The 19,133-nt window shown below is 75.4% G+C and carries 18 protein-coding genes; 6 read left to right on the plus strand and 12 right to left on the minus strand.

The features are described from left to right. Nucleotides 1-446: 446 nt before the first annotated feature. Nucleotides 447-1,973, minus strand: coding sequence for an alpha-N-arabinofuranosidase (locus tag CS2_RS11000; protein ID WP_046529608.1), 1,527 nt, complete (start codon nucleotides 1,971-1,973; stop codon nucleotides 447-449). 158 nt (nucleotides 1,974-2,131) lie between these two features. Here CS2_RS11000 and CS2_RS11005 point away from each other — a divergent pair, with 158 nt between their 5' ends. After that, entirely contained in the window at nucleotides 2,132-3,145 is a 1,014-nt protein-coding gene (locus tag CS2_RS11005) for a LacI family DNA-binding transcriptional regulator (protein ID WP_046529609.1), read from the plus strand. A 186-nt stretch (nucleotides 3,146-3,331) separates the two neighbouring features. After that, nucleotides 3,332-4,879, plus strand: coding sequence for a cellulose binding domain-containing protein (locus CS2_RS11010; protein WP_082740155.1), 1,548 nt, complete (start codon nucleotides 3,332-3,334; stop codon nucleotides 4,877-4,879). Between the two features lie 81 nt (nucleotides 4,880-4,960). Here the strand turns inward: CS2_RS11010 and CS2_RS11015 are convergent, their stop codons facing one another. From CS2_RS11015 to CS2_RS11030, 4 genes are all read right to left on the minus strand, one after another. Continuing rightward, nucleotides 4,961-5,749, minus strand: coding sequence for a hypothetical protein (locus CS2_RS11015; protein WP_070320031.1), 789 nt, complete (start codon nucleotides 5,747-5,749; stop codon nucleotides 4,961-4,963). Then, a complete protein-coding gene (locus CS2_RS11020) occupies nucleotides 5,746-6,291 on the minus strand; it encodes an RNA polymerase sigma factor (protein ID WP_070320032.1) in 546 nt (181 codons plus the stop codon). The genes CS2_RS11015 and CS2_RS11020 overlap by 4 nt, the downstream gene beginning before the upstream one ends. 133 nt (nucleotides 6,292-6,424) lie before the next feature. Next, nucleotides 6,425-7,177, minus strand: a complete 753-nt coding sequence (locus CS2_RS11025; protein ID WP_070320033.1) for an HAD-IIB family hydrolase — start codon at nucleotides 7,175-7,177, stop codon at nucleotides 6,425-6,427. Between the two features lie 196 nt (nucleotides 7,178-7,373). Beyond that, nucleotides 7,374-7,991: a TetR/AcrR family transcriptional regulator gene (locus CS2_RS11030; protein WP_070320034.1), complete on the minus strand. Its 618-nt coding sequence runs from the start codon at nucleotides 7,989-7,991 to the stop codon at nucleotides 7,374-7,376. 160 nt (nucleotides 7,992-8,151) lie between these two features. Here CS2_RS11030 and CS2_RS11035 point away from each other — a divergent pair, with 160 nt between their 5' ends. The 3 genes from CS2_RS11035 to CS2_RS11045 are packed head-to-tail and all read left to right on the plus strand — an operon-like array spanning nucleotide 8,152 to nucleotide 12,429. Next, nucleotides 8,152-10,374 (plus strand): glycoside hydrolase family 3 protein, encoded by a 2,223-nt coding sequence (locus CS2_RS11035; protein ID WP_070320035.1) that lies wholly within the window; start codon nucleotides 8,152-8,154, stop codon nucleotides 10,372-10,374. Between the two features lie 31 nt (nucleotides 10,375-10,405). Next, on the plus strand, nucleotides 10,406-11,689 hold the full coding sequence (locus tag CS2_RS11040; RefSeq protein WP_070320036.1) for an MFS transporter: 1,284 nt from the start codon (nucleotides 10,406-10,408) through the stop codon (nucleotides 11,687-11,689). A 5-nt stretch (nucleotides 11,690-11,694) separates the two neighbouring features. Continuing rightward, the gene (locus tag CS2_RS11045) at nucleotides 11,695-12,429 is read left to right on the plus strand and encodes a TSUP family transporter (RefSeq protein WP_070320037.1); all 735 of its coding nucleotides are present in this window, start codon (nucleotides 11,695-11,697) and stop codon (nucleotides 12,427-12,429) included. Between the two features lie 27 nt (nucleotides 12,430-12,456). Here CS2_RS11045 and CS2_RS11050 read toward each other — a convergent pair whose 3' ends face one another. The 7 genes from CS2_RS11050 to CS2_RS11080 all read right to left on the minus strand — a co-directional run bounded on the left by CS2_RS11050 (nucleotide 12,457) and on the right by CS2_RS11080 (nucleotide 17,977). Then, a complete protein-coding gene (locus CS2_RS11050; protein WP_070320038.1) occupies nucleotides 12,457-13,926 on the minus strand; it encodes a LamG-like jellyroll fold domain-containing protein in 1,470 nt (489 codons plus the stop codon). A gap of 145 nt (nucleotides 13,927-14,071) precedes the next feature. Next, nucleotides 14,072-14,830 (minus strand): anti-sigma factor family protein, encoded by a 759-nt coding sequence (locus CS2_RS18835; protein WP_070320039.1) that lies wholly within the window; start codon nucleotides 14,828-14,830, stop codon nucleotides 14,072-14,074. Further along, nucleotides 14,827-15,330 carry a sigma-70 family RNA polymerase sigma factor gene (locus CS2_RS11060; protein ID WP_070320040.1) on the minus strand — a complete coding sequence of 168 codons (504 nt, stop codon included), beginning with the start codon at nucleotides 15,328-15,330 and terminating at the stop codon, nucleotides 14,827-14,829. The genes CS2_RS18835 and CS2_RS11060 overlap by 4 nt, the downstream gene beginning before the upstream one ends. Nucleotides 15,331-15,372: 42 nt before the next feature. Further along, nucleotides 15,373-16,041, minus strand: a complete 669-nt coding sequence (locus tag CS2_RS11065; RefSeq protein ID WP_070320041.1) for a YceI family protein — start codon at nucleotides 16,039-16,041, stop codon at nucleotides 15,373-15,375. 114 nt (nucleotides 16,042-16,155) lie between these two features. After that, nucleotides 16,156-16,653 carry a GNAT family N-acetyltransferase gene (locus CS2_RS11070; protein WP_070320042.1) on the minus strand — a complete coding sequence of 166 codons (498 nt, stop codon included), beginning with the start codon at nucleotides 16,651-16,653 and terminating at the stop codon, nucleotides 16,156-16,158. A 43-nt stretch (nucleotides 16,654-16,696) separates the two neighbouring features. After that, nucleotides 16,697-17,164 (minus strand): ScoMcrA-related endonuclease, encoded by a 468-nt coding sequence (locus tag CS2_RS11075; protein WP_070320043.1) that lies wholly within the window; start codon nucleotides 17,162-17,164, stop codon nucleotides 16,697-16,699. 111 nt (nucleotides 17,165-17,275) lie between these two features. After that, complete coding sequence (locus tag CS2_RS11080) at nucleotides 17,276-17,977, minus strand: NADPH-dependent F420 reductase (RefSeq protein ID WP_156442104.1); 702 nt, start codon at nucleotides 17,975-17,977, stop codon at nucleotides 17,276-17,278. A 53-nt stretch (nucleotides 17,978-18,030) separates the two neighbouring features. Here CS2_RS11080 and CS2_RS11085 point away from each other — a divergent pair, with 53 nt between their 5' ends. Further along, a complete protein-coding gene (locus tag CS2_RS11085) occupies nucleotides 18,031-19,104 on the plus strand; it encodes a glycoside hydrolase family 43 protein (RefSeq protein ID WP_070320045.1) in 1,074 nt (357 codons plus the stop codon). Nucleotides 19,105-19,133: the final 29 nt, after the last annotated feature.

Raw genomic sequence — 19,133 nt, forward strand, 5'->3', positions numbered from 1 at the left:
CGGCGGCGGGCCGTGACGGGCGCGCGGCCGGTGGCGCGGCGGACGGGCCCGCGCCGGGCGGCGGGGCGAGGACGGCGGTCATGGTGCTCCGGGCGGTCGGGGCGCGTCCGGGGGGACGTCGGCGCGGCGGCGACGACGGAGGCCCGTCGTCGTCGGCCCCGGGTGGGGCCGGACCGTGCTCGAAACTAGGCCGTCCGATCCGGACGAATCGCCCACCCGTGGCACCGTTGCCGGACCGTTCGGCGAGTGTTCACGCAGGTCACCGCGTCGCCACCCGTCGTCCCCCACCCGCCGCCCGGACGTTCACCCACCGTCCGCCACCCGTTCCCCACCCACCGCCGCCACCCGTCACACCCCGGACGCCGAACGCGGGCTTCTGCCGGTCATGGAGCTGGAGAACCGGCAGAGGTCCGCGTTCGGCGGCCTGACGTCCGAGGGGGTGGGTGTCAGGCGAGCGTGAGCGTGAGCGTCACGTAGGAGTGCGCGGGCACCTCGACCTCGAGGCCGCGCGCGTGCGGGCGGGCGCCCTCGAACGCCGTCGGCGCGACCGCGTCGGGCTGGTCGGGCGTGTTGTGCGCGTGCAGCGTCCCCGCGGTGAGCACGCGGCCCGCCACGTCGGTGACCTCACGCCCGCGCAGGTCGAGCACGAGCGTCGTCGGGGTCTCGGCGTCCATGTTCGACAGGGACACGAGTGCCGTGCCGTCCTTGGTCGACGCGGACACCGACAGGGTCGCCAGCGCGGAGCCGTCGACCGTGCGCGTGGGCAGGTCGCCCTTGAACCGGACGTCGAGCGAGCCGGCGTCGTGGTGGCCCGTGTTCATCTCGAACACGTGGTACGTCGGCGTGAGCACGAGCGCGCCCGAGTCGGGGTCGGTGAGGATCATCGCCTGCAGCACGTTGACGGTCTGCGCGATGTTCGCCATCGAGATGCGGCGCGCGTACCGGTGGAACGTGTCGAAGTGCGTCGACGCGACGAGCGCGTCGCGCAGCGTGTTCTGCTGGTACAGGAACCCCGGGTTGGTGCCCTCCTCGACGTTCCACCACGTGCCCCACTCGTCGACGACGAGGCCGATGCGCGCATCGGGGTCGTAGGCGTCCATGACGTTGGCGTGCCCGCGCACGAGCTCCTCGATGCGGCGCGCGCGCTTCATCGTGAGGTACCACTCGTCGGTCGTGAACGACGTCGCGGCGCCCTTGTCGGCCCAGTCGCCGCTCATCGTGTAGTAGTGCATCGACACGTGCTGGAAGAAGCCGCGCGGGTCGCAGCCGCAGCCCAGCTTGGCCGAGACCTTCATGAGCGCCTCGGTCCACGCGTAGTCGTCGGCGTTGGCGCCCGCGGCGATCTTGTCGACCGTGTGGCCGCCGTGGTTGCGGATGTACGTCGCGTACTGGCGCGCGAGGTCGGTGTAGTGCTCGGCGGACATGTTGCCGCCGCAGCCCCACGGCTCGTTGCCGATGCCGAAGAACGGCACCTTCCACGGCTCGTCGCGCCCGTTCGCGCGGCGCAGGGACGACATGGGCGAGTCGTCGCCGCGCGTGAGGTACTCGACCCACTCGCTCATCTCGCGCACGGTGCCCGAGCCGACGTTGCCGTTGACGTACGGCTCGGCGCCGAGCAGCTCGCACAGGTCCATGAACTCGTGGGTGCCGAAGGAGTTGTCCTCGACGACGTCGCCCCAGTGGCTGTTGACCATGCGCGGCCGCTGGTCGCGCGGGCCGATGCCGTCGCGCCAGTGGTAGTCGTCCGCGAAGCACCCGCCGGGCCAGCGCAGGTTGGGGATCGAGATCGCGCGCAGCGCGTCGACGACGTCCGAGCGGATGCCGCGGACGTTCGGGATCGGCGAGTCCTCGCCGACCCAGAAGCCGCCGTAGATGCAGCGGCCCAGGTGCTCGGCGAAGTGGCCGTAGACGTGGCGGCTGATCGTGGCGCCGGGCAGGTCGAGGTCGATGACGGCGGTCAGCTGGTCGGACACGGGGCTCCTCGGGTGGTCGGTGCGGTGCGCCGACGCGCGTGCCGCCCGGCCCTCGGGTCCGGTTTATCGATACACGCCGTCGTGCAGGGTCGAATATGCTCGGTCGCGCGCCGCGAGTCAAGGAGCGGCGCGCCGCCCGACGACGCGAGGAGGGGTCCATGCGACCCGCTGGCGCCCCGACGCTCAAGGACGTCGCGCGCGCCGCCGGCGTCTCGGTCATGACCGTCTCGAACGTCGTCAACGACCGGCCGCGCGTCGGGCCCGAGACCCGCGCCCGCGTGCTCGACGCCATCGCGGACCTCGGCTACGAGGTCAACCTCACCGCGCGCCGCCTGCGCGCCGGCCGCTCCGGCACGGTCGCGTTCGTCGTGCCGCGCGTCGACCACCCGTACTTCGGCCAGCTCGGCGCACAGCTCACCACCGCGCTGCGCGCGAGCGACCGGCACCTCGTCATCGAGCAGACCAACGCCAGCAAGGAGGGCGAGCTCGGCGCGCTGTCCCAGGCCCGGCTCCAGATGTACGACGGCGTGCTGCTGTCCGTCGTCGGCCTCGCGCCGGACGACGTCGACCGCCTGCAGACCCAGCTCCCCCTGGTGCTGCTGGGCGAGCGCCCCATGCCGCCGCGGTTCGACCACGTCATGCTCGGCAACGTCGACGGCGCACGCCTCGCCACGGCGCACCTGCTCGCGCGCGGTGCGCGGCGCGTCGCGATCGTCGGCGGCACGCTCGACGACGACCCCGGCGTCTCCGGCTCCCGCACCCAGGGCTGGCGCGAGGCCCACGCCGCGGCCGGCGTCCCCGTCGACGAGCGGCTCGTGCTGCCCGCGCCGTGGCTCGAGGCCGCGCAGGGGCGGCAGGCCGTCGACGACGCGCTCGCACGCGGGCTCGACCTCGACGGCGTCTTCGCCGTCACCGACCAGGTCGCGATCGGCGCGATGGCCGCGCTGCAGGACCACGGCCGCACCATCCCCGGCGACGTGCAGGTCGTCGGGTTCGACGCGCTCGCGCTCGGCGAGCACGTGTGGCCCGGGCTGACGACCGTCGACCCGCACCACGAGCTGCTCGTCGAGCACGCCGTGCGCCTGCTCGACCTGCGCACCGCGGGCGAGGACGCGCCGCCCGAGCAGATCGTGCTGCCCGTGAGCCTGCTGGAGCGCGGCACGACCCGCTGACCGCACCCCGCGTCGGCCCCGTGCCGCGTTGCGGCGCCCCCGCCGCCGGAAGGCCACGCACCGTGCCGCGACCCCGGGCGGTCGACGCGTCGAATCGCTTCACCCGATGCGGACGCGACGCGCGGGACGGTAGCAAGACGGGGTCGCCCGTCCCGGTGCGACGACGTCCGTCGAGAGGATCCCCGCGTGCGCCCGTCGCGTGCCACCGTCGTCGCCGCCGCGGTCGCGGCCTGCGTCGCCCTGCTGCCCGTCGCCGCGGCCGCCACCCCCGGCGCCGCACCCCCGCTCGCACCGTCCGGCACCGCCGCGGCGACCTCGCTCGCCGACACCGTCCGCACCGCCGGGCGCGTGCTCCCCGTCGCCGGCACGTGGCAGCACGCGTGGCCCGGCGTGTACTTCGAGGGGCGGTTCCGCGGCACGGGCGTCGGCATCGTGCTCGACGACGCGACGGGCGACTACGACGTCCAGGTCGACGGCCGCACGGTCGAGATGCTCGTGGCCCCCGGCGCGACGACGCACGTGGTCGACGGCCTGCCCGCGGGCGAGCACGACGTGCGCGTCGTCAAGCGCAGCGAGGCCCCGTGGGCGACCAGCACGTTCGGCGGGTTCGTGCCGCACGACGGCAGCGTCGTGCTGCCCGCGCCCGCACCGCGCGACCTGCAGATCGAGTACGTCGGCGACTCGTACACCGTGGGGTACGGCAACACGTCGACCAGCCGCACCTGCACGGGCGACCAGGTCACCCGCACGACCGACGCGGACCTGAGCTTCGGCGCCCTCACGGCGCGCGCGCTGGGTGCCGACTACCAGCTCAACGCGTTCTCGGGACGCGGCATGGTGCGCAACTACGCCGGCTCCGACGCGGGCACGAGCTACCGCACGTACTACGACCGCGTGCTGCCGTTCGTCCCCGGCACCGCCGGCGGGCCGGCCGCCGGGTGGGACCCCGACGCGGTCGTCATCGGCCTGGGCATCAACGACTTCTCGACCGCGCTCGGCGCGGGCGAGGCGTGGGCGACGCCCGCCGCGCTGCGCGAGGCGTGGGTCGCGGCGTACCACGGGTTCCTCGACGACCTGCGCGAGCGCTACGGCGACGACACCTGGCTCGTCGTCTCCGCGACGTCCGTGCACACCGGCACCGACCTGAAGGACCTCGCGCAGCGCGTCGTCGACGAGCTGCGTGCGGCCGGCGACGACCGCGTCGCGTCCTGGTACTACGGCAGCGAGGGGCTCGACTACGGCGGCTGCGACTGGCACCCGTCCGTCCGGGACCACCAGGTGATCGCGGCGCAGCTCACCGACCTGCTCGAGGGCCTGGGCCTCGGCGGCGGGCCGACGCCGTCCCCGACCCCGACGGTCTCCCCCACCCCGACGGTCTCCCCCACCCCGACGCCGACCGCGTCCCCGACGCCCACGCCGAGCCCCACGAGCACGTCCGCGGCCGCGTGCCGCGCGACGCTCACGGTCGGCAGCACGTGGCCCGGCGGCTACCAGGCGACGGTCGACGTCACGGCCGGGACGTCACCGCTCATGCGTTGGACGACGACGTTCACGCTTCCGGGTGGCGGCGCGGTGACGCAGTCGTGGTCGGCAGCCGTCACCACCACGGGCTCGACGGTCACCGCGACGAACGCGGCCTGGAACGGCTCCCTCGCGGCGGGCGCGACGACCGCCTTCGGGTTCATCGGCTCGGGCACGCCACCGACGTCCGGCCCGGTCCCCTGCTCGACGTGACCCGGTCACGACGGGTGTGAGGGGTCGCCGCCGCGAGCCGACGGCAACCCCTCACACCCCGCCGAGCACCCGGCCGGCAGGTCAGAGCCCGACCGTCACCGCCCCGGTCGACCCGTCGGCGTACGTGACGTCGAGCTCGACGCCCTGCGCGTTGGCGTCCCGCAGCTCGTCGCCCGGGAACCACAGCACGAACCGGCCGTCGCGCACGCTCGCGTCGACGTCCCCGACGCCCGCGGTCCGCAGCCGCACGCCCGTGACCTCGTCACCGACGCTCCCGGCGACGAGCGACAGGTCGCCGGCCGACGTCGAGCCCGTGCCCAGGTCGGTCACGACGACCCCGCGCGCGGACGGCGCCGGGACGGCGGCGACGCCCGCCGAGCCGAACATCGAGTCGAACAGCCCCGCGGACCCGTCGTCGACGCAGAGCCCGCCGAACCCGCCCTCACCCGCGAGCACGACCGTGGTCCAGGTGCCGCGCTGCTCCGCGACCGCGACCGACGCGCCCGCGAGCGCGTCGGCGTCGGCGGGGGCGATCGACCGGGCGAGCGCGTCACGGCACGCCTCTCCGGCGTCGGCGCGCTGCACGACGGTCGCCTCGGCGGGGGTCGCGGTCCACGTCGCGTACGCGGCGTCGCCGCCGCCCACGAGCGACGGCACGACCACGGCGCCCGCGGCGAGCGCGGCCACGGCGCCGGCGGCGAGCGCGAGCCGTCGCGCGCGGGGCCGGGCGGTGCGGACGTCGGGCCGGGCGTCCGGGTCGGTCTGCACGATGCGCTGCATCGCGGCGCGGGCGCGCGGCGAGCGGGGGTCGACGTGCGGGTCGGCGACGTCGAGCGTGCGCAGCAGGGTGTCGGTGTCGGTGCGGTTCACGGTGCGGGGGTCCTCTCGCGCGGTGTCGTCGCGGAGGACGACGCGGGCAGGTGGTCGAGGTGGGCGCGCAGCGCACGGCGCGCGCGGGACAGCCGCAGGCGGTACGCCACGGCCGAGATGCCGAGCACGCGCGCGGCCCGGGGTGCGTCGAGGCCGTCGAAGACGGTCAGCGCGAGCGTCTCCTGGTGCGCGGCCGACAGCCGCTGCCAGGCACGCCCCAGGTCGACGCGGTGCGCGACCAGGTCGGCGTCCTCGTCGGTGACGAGCGGCGGCCCGAGCTGCGCGACGCGCACGGCGAGCGCGGTGCGTCGCTCGTCGCCGCGGCGGTGGTTGAGCATGACGTTCCGGGCGATGCCGAACAGCCATGCGCGGGCGTCGTCGGGGTCGGCGGGCAGCTCGTCGAGGCGCCGCCACGCGACGAGGAACGCGTCGGCCGCGACGTCCTCGGCGTGCGTGCCGGCACGGCGCTGCGCGAACCGGACGACGTCGCCGTAGGCGCGTGCGTAGAGGTCGACGAACACGGGGGCTCGGGGGTGGCTCATGCTGCGTTCCTGTCCGGCAGGGGCGCGGGTGTGTCGCCGTGGGTCCAGGATCTCCCGGCGGCGCGCGGGGACGCGTGAGGGGGCGTCGCCGACGCGCGGCGACGCCCCCTCACGGACGTGGTGGTGGTGCGGGTCAGGCGAACGCCTCGGGCAGCGCGGCGCGCACCTTCGACGGCGTGTCCTCCCAGCCCTCGACGGCCACGCACGGGACACCGGTCGAGATCACGGGGTAGTCGTTGCCGCCCTCGTCGAGCCGGTCGCCGAAGAACACGGCCTGCGCCGGCTCGAGACCCAGGCGCGCGAGCAGCCGGTTGACGCCGTACGCCTTGTCGATGCCCTTGCGGGTGATGTCGACGGACGTCGAGCCGCCCGAGCGGACCTCGAGGTCGGGGAGCTGCTCGGCGACGGCAGCCCGCAGCTTCTCCTTCTTGACGCCGTCGGGGTCCCACGCGGCCTTGGCGTCGACGGGGGCCTCCTGGCCGAGCGCCGAGAAGGTCACCTGGCTGCCGCGCAGCTCGATGCGGTCGCCCCAGGTGTGCTCCTCCCACAGGCCGAGCTCGCGGGCGGACTCCTCGACGGCGCGCGCGGCGCGCTGGGACTCGTCGTCGGTCAGCGGCTCGCTGTAGACCTCGGACCACTCGCCGCCGTCGTGCACGAGGTAGCGCGTGCCGCACGTCGGCAGCACGTGCAGCCGCGCGAGGGCCGCGGTGTCGTCGATCGACGACAGCAGCTGGGAGTCGAACTGCTCGAAGCGGCCGCCCGAGATGATGCCGACCTGCGCGACGCGCGTGAGCGCGACGATCATGTCCACGATCTCGGGGTGCACCTTGCTCTTCGACGGCGCGAGGGTGTCGTCGAGGTCGAACAGCGCGAGCTCGTAGGTCATCGGTCCTCCGTGGTGCGGGCGGTGTCCACCGGCGTGGACCCGCGGTGCGGCCGGCGCGGGTGGTGCGGGGCGCGTGGCTGCCGGACCGGACCGGGCCGTCCTCGCGACTGCCACACGGTACCCGGTGCCCCGCCGCGCCGGGCGGGACGGCGACCCAGCGCCGGCGTGCGTCGTACCGGCGCCGGGTCGCCGACGCTCATCGCGCGGCGTCGTCCGTGCCGAACAGGACGCGCGACGCCGCCTGCCACTCGGCGACCAGGTCGAGGTTCTCGGGGTCGCGCAGCCAGCGCAGCTGCACGCCGTCCATGGTCGCGAGCACGAGGCGCGCGCGGGCGTGCGGCTCGAGGTCGAGGTCGCAGCGGGCCGACGCGTACGTGCGGATGGCTCGCTGCTCGCGCTCGTAGAAGTAGTCGTGCACGGGGTGCACGGGCTGCAGCGCCTCGGCGCTGAGCAGCGCGTAGAGCCGCACGATCTCGGGCTGTGCGGCGTTGCGGGCGACCATCGCGTCGCAGACGTCGGCGAGCAGCATGCCGGGGATCGCGTCGTACAGGTCGTCGCGGGCGACGCCGAGCCGGTCGGCGAGCGCGACGCGGTCGGTCTCGTCGCGGTGCTGGACGACCGCGAGCAGGAGCTTCTCCTTGCTGCCGAAGTGGTGCAGCACCGCGGTGTCGGAGATCCCGCAGCGTCCGGCGATGTCCTGCAGCGAGACGCCCCAGTACCCGCGCTCGGCGATGAGCCGCGACGCGACGTCGATGATCTGCGCCTTGCGCTCGTCGCCGCGCAGCCGCCGCGTGCCTGTCCCCTGCGTGCTCACGTCTTCCTCCGGTCCGTCCGACGGCGCCCGTGACGCTATCACCGGGGCGCTCCGCCCAGCGGGCGGGTGAACGGCTTGACGCGCGGCCCGAGGGGTCTCTATCTTCCCCTTAACTTGGTGGTTGCCAAGCACTAAGTTACTCGACGACGAGGAGGCTCCGGTGAGCCACGCCACCGACCGCACCGCCACCGCGGACAGCACCCACGGAACCACGCCGACGCCGTTCGACGCAGCCGTCGCCCGCGTCCGCGCCGGGGCCGACGCGCAGGCCGAGGCGCGCGGGCTGCACGCCGACCTCACGCCCGCCGAGCAGCTCGCGCTGCTGCACGGCGACACCCCCTTCTGGACCGGGCGTGCCGGGATCATGGAGCACGGCTACAACCACGTGCCGTACCCGATGGGCTCCAACGCGCGGCTCGGCGTCCCCGGCATCCGGTTCATCGACGGCCCGCGCGGCTGCGTGGTCGGCCACGGCACCGCGTTCCCCGTCTCGATGGCACGCGGTGCGTCGTGGGACGTCGAGCTCGAGGAGCAGGTCGGCCGCGCCATCGGCGCCGAGGTGCGCGCCTCGGGCGGCAACCTGTTCGGCGGCGTGTGCATCAACCTGCCGCGGCACCCCGGCTGGGGACGTGTCCAGGAGACGTACTCCGACCAGCCCGTCCTGCTGGGCGAGATGGGCGCCGCCCTCGTGCGCGGCACGCGCGTCCACACCATGCCGTGCGTCAAGCACTACGCGCTCAACTCCATGGAGAACGCCCGGTTCGACGTCGACGTCGAGTGCGCCGACGAGCCCCTGCACGAGGACTACCTCCCGCACTTCGAGCGCGCGATCGGCGCCGGGGCCGCAGCGGTGATGTGCGCGTACAACAAGGTCAACGGGGACTGGTCGAGCGCGAGCAGGTACCTGCTGACGGACGTCCTGCGCGACGCGTGGGGCTTCGAGGGGTTCGTGCTCAGCGACTTCATCTGGGCGATCCGCGACGCGTCCGCGTCGCTCGCCGCGGGCCTCGACCTCGAGGCGCCGTTCGCACAGCTGCGCGCCGACCGCCTGCCGGGCGAGCTGAGCGAGGGCACCGCGAGCTGGGACGACGTGCGCACCTCCGGCGTCCGGCTGCTCGCGACGCAGCTGCGCCACCACGCGACGCGCGAGCAGGCCGAGCCCGACGCCTCGGTCGTCGGGTCGGACGCGCACGTCGCGCTCGCCCGGCGCACCGCGGCCCGCTCCATGGTCCTGCTCCGCAACGAGCACGTCGACGGGCGCCCCGCGCTACCGCTCGACGCGCCCGCGCTCGGGTCCGTGGCCGTCGTCGGCCGCCTCGCCGACGTCCCGAACACCGGCGACCACGGCTCGTCGAACGTGCACGCGACGCACGTCGTGACCCCCCTCGAGGGCCTGCGGACGGCCTTGCCGGGTGTGCGCGTCGACCACCACGACGGTGCCGACGTCGCGGCGGCGGCCACGCTCGCCGCCGGCGCCGACGCCGCGGTGGTCGTCGTCGGCTACACCGCCGCCGAGGAGGGCGAGTGGGTCAACGGGCGCGTCTACGCGCGTGACGACCTCATGGCCCTGTACCCCGAGCCGCGGGACGACGCCGAGCGCGCCGTGCTCGCGACGATGCTCGAACGCGTCGCCGCGTCCGCGGGCAGGCCCGAGGCCGGCGGCGACCGCCGCGACCTGCACCTGCTCGACTCGGACGTCGCGCTCGTGCGTGCGGTCGCCGCGGCCAACCCGCGCACCGTCGTGGTCGTCGAGACCGCGGGCGCCGTGCTCGTCAGCGAGTGGCACGACGCCGTCCCCGCGCTCGTGCTCGCCTGGTACCCCGGGACGGCCGGCGGGCACGCGCTGGCCGACCTCCTGCTGGGCCACGAGGACTTCACGGGTCGTCTGCCGTACGCGATGGCCGCCGACGCCGCGCACCTGCCGCCGTTCGACGTCGACGCGACCCGCGTCACGTACGACCGCTGGTACGGCCAGCGTCTGCTGCAGCGCGACGGGCACGGGGCCGCGTACCCGCTCGGCTTCGGGCTGTCGTACGCGACGTCCACGATCGAGGACGTCGCGGTCGTCGACCGCGACGAGGACGCGCTGACCGTCCACGTCGCCGTGCTCGGCACCGGCGACCGTCCTGCGCGCGTCAACGTCCAGGTCTACGGCACCCGCACCGACGGCGACCGCGCCGGCGAGCGTGAGCTGCTCGGCTTCGGCCTCGTCGACGTCGCCCCCGGTGAGCGCACGACCGCCGTGCTCACCGCCCCCCTGCAGCCGCTCGCCCGGTGGGACCGCGCCACGCGCACGTTCCACGTCCCGCCCGGCGGGCTGCTCGTCGAGGCCGCCCGCCACTGGGGCGCCCCCGACGCCGTCACCACCAGCGTCATCCTCTGACCCCGCCACCCTCTAGCCTCGGAGAACGACCATGTCCGCGCAACGAAGCACCACGGACCCGCAGCCCACCACCTGGACCGGTGCCACGACCGACGCCGACCAGCCGCGCTTCCCCGTCCGCCTGGCCGTCGGCCTCGCCGTCGGCGCGTTCTGCTGGATCGTCGCCTACCTGGGTGCGGTCGGCGTGCTGCTGCCCGCACGCGTCGCCGAGATCGCCCCCGACGACAAGGCCGCGATCATCGCGCTCAACTCGACGGTGTCGATGATCGTCGCGACGCTCGCCAACATCACGATCGGCGCGTCGTCCGACCTGACGCGCTCCCGGTTCGGGCGCCGCACGCCGTGGATCTGGGTGGGCGCGATCGGCTCGCTCGGCTCCCTGTTCGTCCTGGGCCGCGTCACCACCGCCGGGACGCTCATCGCCGCGTGGGCCGTCTACCAGGTGTTCCTCAACGCGATCATCGCGCCGCTGCTCGGCACGCTGTCGGACCGCGTCGCACCCCGCTACCGCGGCACCGCCGCGTCGGCGTACGCGCTCGGCATCGGGGTCGGCACCGGCCTCGGCCAGGTGATCGGCGCGCAGTTCCTCGGCAGCACGGCGACGGGCTTCCTGGTCCTCGGCGTCCTGACGTTCGTCGCCGGGCCGGCCGCCGCGCTGTTCTTCCGCGAGGCGTCGAGCATCCCCATGCCCGCCAAGCCGTTCACCAAGGACCTCGTCCTCGACAACTTCGTCTTCGCCCGCCGTGACGCCCGCGACTACTACCTCGCGCTGTTCGGCAAGTTCTTCATCATGCTGGCGAAGTTCTCGATCCAGGGCTACATGCTCTACATCCTCACGGACTACATGCTCCTGGAGAAGGCGGACGCCGCCCGCTACATCTCGCTGACGGCGACGATCATCATGGTCGCCGGCATCACGATGGCGTTCGTCGCGGGCCCGCTGGCCGACCGGCTCGGCCGCATCAAGCTCCCCGTGGTGATCTCGTCGCTGCTCATCGGTGCGGGCGTCCTCGTGCCGTTCTTCTCGCCCAGCCCGTCGACGATCGTCGCGTACGCGGTGCTCGCCGGCATCGGGTTCGGCGCGTTCAACGCGGTCGACCAGGCGCTGAACATCTCGGTGCTGCCCAACCCGGCGACGGCCGCCAAGGACCTCGGCATCCTCAACCTGTCGAACACCGGCGGGCAGATCGCGGGCCCGCTGCTCGCGGCCGCGGTCATCACCGCCTCGGGCGGGTACCGACTGCTCTTCGTGCTCGCCGCCGGCTCGGCGCTCGTCGGCGCCGCGCTCTTCACGGCCGTGCGCCGGGTGCGCTGACGCCCGTGCTCCTGCTGGTCCTCGCGTCGGTGCTCGCCGGCGCCACGCTGCAGCGCGTGTCCGGGATCGGGTTCGCCATGGTGGTGGCCCCGTTCACGGTCATCGCGCTCGGCCCGGCCCAGGGCGTCGTCCTGGTCCAGGTGTGCGGCGTGGCGTCGGCGGCGCTGGTGCTCAGCCGCGTCGTGCGGGACACCGACTGGGCGACGTTCGCGCGGCTGCTGCCCGGCAGCGCGCTCGGCGTGGTCGCCGGCGCGCTGCTGGCCGGGCGGGTGCCCGACGGCCCCGCGCAGGTGCTCAGCGCGGTCGTCATGCTGGTGACGCTCGCGGCCTCCGTGCTCGTGGGGCGGCTGCGCGAGCTGCCCCGCAGCCCGGTCGTGCTCACCGCGGCCGGCGGCACGGCCGGCCTCATGACCGTGCTGGCCGGCGTCGGCGGCGTCGCGCTCACGGCGCTCCAGCAGGCCACCCGGTGGGAGCACCGGGTGTTCCTGGCGACGCTGCAGCCCTACCTGATCGCGCTGTCGACCGGCACCGTCGTCGCACGCGTCGTCGTGTCACCCGCGGCGTGGCCGTCCCTGTCGCCGGCCGCGTGGGCGGGCGTGGCGGCGGCCCTCGCCGTCGGCATCCTGGCGGGCGGGCGGGTCGCCCGCTGGCTGAGCGGCCCCGCGGCCGCCCGCGTCACGCTCGCGCTGTCGCTCGCGGGTGCCGTCGTCGCCCTGGTGGACGGCCTCGTCGGCCCCTGAGCCTCACGGCGTGACGCGGGCGGCAGGTCAGGCGCCGCCGCGCGTGCAGAGCACGCGCTCGCGCATGACGTCGACCGCGGCGCCCCACGTGTGGACCGCGCTCACGGCGCCCCGCCACGACGACGCGCCGTCGGGCGTGCCGCCGACCCGGAACGGCCCCGACGCGGCCGGCGCCGACGCGAGACCGACGGGCGTGCCCGTCTGCGGAGCCATGGAGCCCGGCTCGTCGGCCGTGCCGATCTCGCAGACGTCGACCCGGACCGTGCCGGTGGCGGCGTCACGGACGCCGAACACGCCGTACCAGGACCCGGGGGTCACCGGGATGGTCGCGGTCGCGACCGCCGTGCCGCCCGTCGCGTCCTGCACCTCGAACTCCCAGCAGAGCGCGGCGCTGTCGGCGCACGCCGTCGCACCGGTGCCGAGCGTGAAGCCGCTCGCGGTGCCGCCGTCCTGGCTGAGGACGGCGCCGGGCGCCGAGCCGTCGGCTCGCACGAAGGCGGCGACCGTGAAGCTGCCGGTGGTGTCCACGACGGGGCCCGGCGCGGCGGCGCCGTCGCCGTCCTCGTCGAGCAGCAGCGCGCTGTCCTCGTCGAGCCATCCCAGGTCGGCGAGCACGCCGCCCGTCCAGGTGGTCGACGGCGTCAGCGCGAGGTCGGGGCCGCCGAGCGCGTCGGCGGCGGTCCCGCCCTCGCCCTCGTCGAGGAGCCACTGCGCGTTGCCGACGGGGGCGCTGCTCGCGGACGCGACCGTGAACCGGTAGAGCCGCTCGGGCCCGACGTTGCCCGCACGGTCCACCGCGGCGGCGACGAGCGCGACCGGTCCGGCCGTGGCGGGCGTGAACGTCACCGTCGCGGCCGTCGTGCCCGGCTCGACCGCGACCGTGGCCTGACCACCGTCGAACCCGTACCGGAACGCCACGACGTCCGCGTCGGCCGCCTCGAGCCGGAACGCACCGGCGACGCCGACGCCGCCGGACGTCGCGTCCTCGCCGTACACGGCGCCCGCGCCGGGGACCGCCGTCACGGACGTCTCGCCGGGCGCCGTCACGTCGACGACGACGCGGCACCGCACGGTCGGGCTCTTGCGGCCGTGCTCGTCCTTGGCCTGCACGCGCCACTCGTAGGTCCGGCCGTCGACGAGCAGGCCTGCGGGAACCTCGACGGCGTGCTCGGCGCCCGACGCCTGCGGGGCCGTGGCGGGCGGCGACCAGAGCTTGCGCCCGCTCGTCCCGTCACGCAGCGTGAACGTGGCCCGCACGGCGTCGCCGTCCGCGTCGACCAGCGTCGCCCGCAGCGTCGGGGTGAGCGAGCGGACCACGGGCAGCACCGCGCCGGTCGTGCACGCCGCACCCGGGGGGCTCGTGGTGAGCGCCGCCGGGCGGTCCGGCGCGTGGTTGCGGCCGTGGGCCTGCGCGGCTCCGGGGACGAGCGCGAGACCGACCGTCAGCGCGGTGACGGCGGCCAGGCGCAGCGCGCCGGCTGGACGGGGGAACGACACGGGACCCTGCTCTCCGCACCGTCGTGCGTGGGCCGGCGCTCGCCGGTCGTCACGGTGCGTCCGGACGCTAGCGAAGCCCGCCGACAGCCGGGACCGGTTCGGCGCAGAACCGCCCGATCGCCGCGCCGCGCACAACGTGGGAGCGTCAGACCTCGCCCGCCGCCAGCGGCCGGTCCATGCCGACGACGCCCAGCTCGACGCGTGCGATCCCGTCGAGCGGCAGCGCCGACGACGCGCCCAGGCCCGACGCCTCGCGCTCGCCCGTGCTGGTCCAGGTGGCGACGACGGTCCGCTCGCCGTCGTCGCCGACGAGCACCATCTCGTAGACCCCGACGGGCAGCTCGGCGGCCTCGTACGCGCACGACCAGTCGAGGCGCGTGCCCCAGCCCGCGGGGACCAGCGTGAGGTCGGCCGTGACGCCCGACCCGGCGACGGGGGTCAGTGCGACCGTGCGCGCGTCGGCGGCGACCGCCGCGGGCCGGGGCGCGGTCGCCGACGTCACCGCGGACCCCGCGACGCCGCCCAGCACGACGAGCGCCGCGGCCGCACCCACGAGCGCGAACCGGCGGCGCGCCCTGCGGTGCCGGGCCGCGGCCGCGACGCGTGCGAGCGGCACGACCTGCGCACCGGCGCCGGCGTCCGCGGCGGGCGACCCGTCGTCGCCGCCGACGGACGAGGCACGGGCCCCGGGGGCGGCGGACGCGCCCGCCGGCTCGCCGGGCAGCGCGAGCGCGACGTCCGGCGGCACCATCGCGAGCAGCCCGGGGACCCCGGCGAGCTCGCCGACGGCCGCGCGGCACTGCGCGCACCCGGCGAGGTGCGCCTCGAAGTCGCGCCGCTCCGCGGGCGCGAGGGCGCCCAGCACGTACGCGGCGTCCCACTCCCGGTACGGGTCGGCGGTCATGACGTCACTCCCCTCTCCTGCAGCGCCAGCCGCAGCGCGCGCAGCCCGTAGTGCAGCCGCGACTTCACGGTGCCGGGCGGCACGCCGTGCTCGGCGGCGAGCTCGGCGACGGACCGGCCGCCGTAGTACGCGCCGACGACGACCGCGCGGTGGTCGTCGGACAGCGCGCCGAGCGCGTCGGCGACGAGCCACCGGTCGAGCGCCTCCTGCGTGCCGTCGGCCGTCGCGGCGTCCGGCACGGCGTCGGTGGGCAGCTCGCGCCGCCGGGCGGCCGACCGCGCGTCGTCGACCACGAGGTTGCGGGCGACCGTGAACAGCCAGGCCCGCACCGACGGCTCGGGCCGGGTCAGCACGTCGGGGTGCCGCCACGCGCGCAGGAGCGTCTCCTGCACGACGTCCTGCGCGCGGGCGGCGTCGGTGAGGCGCGCGACGTACCGGTGCAGCGCGTCGGCGTGCGCGTCGTGCACGGCGCGCAGCAGCTCGTCGGCGTCCGGCGTCACGTCACCCCTCCCCTCGGTCGTGCCTGCTGACGTCTCGGCCCGTCAGGACTGCGCGAGGCGCAGGTCGAACTCCACGGCACCGGTCTTCTCGACCGTCACGAAGCCCAGGTCGGGCGCCTCGACGCCGAAGTCCGCGAACGTGATCGGCACCGAGCCCACCACCTGCACGGTGTCACCGCTGGCCGCGACCTGCGCGTCGACGGTCACCTGCTTCTTCTCGCCGCGGATCGTGAGGTCGCCCGTGAGCGTCGCGGACGTGGCGCCGTCGCCCAGCGCGACCGGCTCGGTGAGCGTGAACGTCGCGGTCGGGAAGGTCCCGGTCTGCAGCGCGGTGTCGCGGAAGTAGGAGTCGCGCGGCGGCTCGTCGGTCGCGATGCTCGCCATGTCGACGTCGACCTCCGCGGCCGTGAGGCTGCCGTCGGCGACCGTGACGGTGCCGGTGACCTTCTCGGTGCGGCCCGTGACGGTGACGTCCTTGCCCTGCAGCACCTCGTCGACCCGGTAGCCCGCGAACGAGCCCGCGCCGACGGTCCACGTGCCGTCCGTCGGGGTCACGGGGTCGGCGGCCGCGCTCGTGGCGATCGTCGGCGCCGCGTCGGCGTTGCTGTTGACCCAGTCCGCGTACAACCCGGGCCCGACCGCGAGCGCGACGCCCCCGAGCACCACGACCCCGACGCCCACGCCGGCCCACACCTTCGTCCGCTTCCGCATGTCCCTCGCCTCTCTCGCCCCCGCGGCCCGTCCGGCCCCTCCACCCCTACGACGAGACGGCGGGCCGGTCGGTTCACCGCGTGCGCGAAGTTCTCGGCCGGTCGCGGTGGCGGGTCAGGCGGCGGGCGGCACCGGCCGCTGCATCAGCACGACCGCGAACCCGGGCCGGTCCGTCTCGGCGACGGCCTCGAAGCCCCACGACCGGTAGACGTCGTCGAGGTGCGGGTTGGACGCGCGGTGGTCGAGCCGCAGCCACGGGCGCCCGGCGTCCCGCGCGCGGGCGTGCGCCCACTCGACGAGCGCGCGCCCCAGCCCGGTGCCGCTCGCGCGCCGCGCGACCATCAGCCCGTGCAGGTAGAGCGCGGGCGTGTCGTCCTCGCCCCAGAACTCGGGGTCGGTGTCGAGCACGCGCAGCGTGCCGCGCACGCCGTCGGCGTCCCGCACGACCCACCACTCGCCGCGCGCCACCTGGGCGGCGACGCGGTCGGCGGGCAGCGAGCCGACGGGCCACTGGTCGATGGCGCGTTCCGCCATCCAGTCCTCGAGGGTCCGGCGCAGCGCGTGGATCGCGGGTGCGTCGGCGGGGGCGGCGGGCTCGGGTCGCAGGTCCACGACCTCCGACCCTAAGCCCGTTGCCGCCCGCGCGGCGGTGCGCTCAGCCGCAGGTGTCGCAGACGCCCGTGGCGGGCAGGGTCATGAAGCACGTGGGGCACACGGGGGCGGGCGTCTCCTCCGGTGCGGCGGCACGGCGGGTGGTCGGTGCGGCGGCGGCGCGCGGCGCGCGGGGCGCCCGCGGGGCCTTGGGTGCCGCGGTCCGGGTCGAGGTGCGCGCCGCGGGCGCGCCGCCCGGCTGGGTCACGTCGAAGCCGCGCTTGCGCAGGATCCCCGCGGCGATCGCGAGCGCGCCGGCGATGTCGTCGGCCGTCGCGATGCGCCCGGTCGCGAACCGGTGCGCGACGCCGACGACGGCGGGCAGGTCGTACGAGCGACCCTCGTGCTGGATGCTCCACGCACCCTGCGGGGCGAAGCCGTAGACGGCGAGGAAGGCGTCCTCACCGCGCTGGTCGTACTCCTCGATCGCCTGGAGGACGTGCTGACGGGACAGGGAGGAGAGGGTCGCCACGAGGTCCAAGGGTACGTCGGGCGCCGCGCCGGACCCCCGCCGCGAGGGCCGGTGTGACGACCGTCGCGCCCGCGGGCGGCGGGGCTACCACCGTCCGCGGGCGCGGGGACGTCAGATGGTCCGGGGTGCCCGGGCGAGGTTGGCGACGAGCTCGTCGCGGTCCTGCCGCACGACGTACGCGGGCCGGTCGCGCTCGACGCGCCACGACTCGCTCAGGGGCGAGACGTCGACCGCGTCGAAGCCGAGCGCGTCGTACAGCGCGACGACGTGCTCGACGGCCTCGGGGAAGTCGCTCGACGTCGCGAGCGCGCGCCGCTGCGGCGAGCCGGCGGGGAAGCCGTCGGTCGTGATGTCGGCGGCCATGATGTGGTTGAACGCCTTGACGACCTTCGACGTCGGCAGGTGCTCCTGGAGCATGCCGGACACCGTGGTCTCGCCGCGGTCGAGGGCCTCGACGCGGCCGTCGCGCTCCCAGTAGTAGTTGTTGGTGTCGAGCACGATCTTGCCGGCGAGCGACTCGACGGGGATCGTCGGGATCGCCTGCAGCGGCACGGTGACGACCGCGACCTCGGCGGCCTCGGCGGCCTCCTGCGCGGTGCCGGCGCGGGCGCGCGGCCCGAGCTCGGCGACGAGCTCCGTGAGGGTCTGCGGCCCTCGGGAGTTCGCGATGACGACGTCGTGACCCTGGCCGATGACGGCGCGGGCGACCTGGCTGCCGATGTGTCCGGCCCCGATGATTCCGTAGGTGGTCATTGACGCCACAACCGACCGGGCGGCGGACGTGTTCCCCCGACTGGATCTACAACGTTGCAGAAGACGCCTGGCGACGGCTACGGTCGCTGCAGACCTACAACGTTGGAGAAGCCGTGACGCACATCCCGAACCCGATCGTCCTGCAGCGCGCCGACCCGTGCGTCCTGCGCCACGACGGGCAGTACTACTTCACCGGCTCCCACCCCGCCTACGACCGCGTCGTGCTGCGCCGCGCCGAGCGGCTGGCGGACCTGCAGGACGCCGACGAGGTGACGATCTGGGAGCGTCACGCCGACGGGCCGCAGTCGCACCTGATCTGGGCGCCCGAGCTCCACCGCGTCGGCGACGCCTGGTACGTCTACTACGCCGCCGCGTCCGACGCGGGCGTCCGCGCCGACGCCCCCGGCGCCGCCGAGACGTTCAACCACCGCGTCTACGTGCTCGAGAACCGCAGCGCCGACCCGTTCGCGCCCACGTGGGTCGAGCGCGGGCAGGTCGACACCGGCTGGGAGTCGTTCGCGCTCGACGCGACGTCGTTCGTGCTCGACGGCACGCAGTACCTGGTCTGGGCGCAGCAGGACGTCACGATCCGCGGCAACTCCAACCTCTACATCGCCCCCATGGCGAACCCCTGGACGCTCGCCGGCCCGGCCGTGCTGCTCACGCGCCCCGAGCACGACTGGGAGACCGCCGGGTTCTGGGTCAACGAGGGCCCGTCGGTCCTGGTCCGCGAGGGCCGCGTGCTGCTCACCTACTCGGGCGCCGCGACGGGACCCGAGTACGCGATGGGCCTGCTCACCGCCTCGACGGACGCCGACCTGCTCGACCCCGCGTCGTGGACCAAGAGCGCCGACCCCGTGTTCGTCAGCCACCCCGACCACCACCAGTACGGCCCGGGCCACAACTCGTTCACGACGACCCCCGACGGCGACGTCGTGCTCGTCTACCACGCCCGCACGTACACGCAGATCGACGGCGACCCGCTGTGGGACCCCAACCGCCACGCGCGCGCCCAGGTCCTGCCGTTCGACGCCGACGGCACCCCCGTGTGGGGCGTGCCCGTCCCCGACGACCGCCCCGTGCCGACGACGACCGACGTGCTCCCGCCCTCCGGGCTGCCGACGCCCGGCGGCGACGACGCGTCCCCCGCCTCCTCGGTCGACACGCTCGCGGACGCGGGCGCCTAGGAGCCGGCAGGTCGGGTCGCGGGCGCACC

This window comes from Cellulomonas iranensis NBRC 101100 = JCM 18110 (assembly GCF_001552375.1).
GTDB lineage: Bacteria > Actinomycetota > Actinomycetes > Actinomycetales > Cellulomonadaceae > Cellulomonas > Cellulomonas iranensis.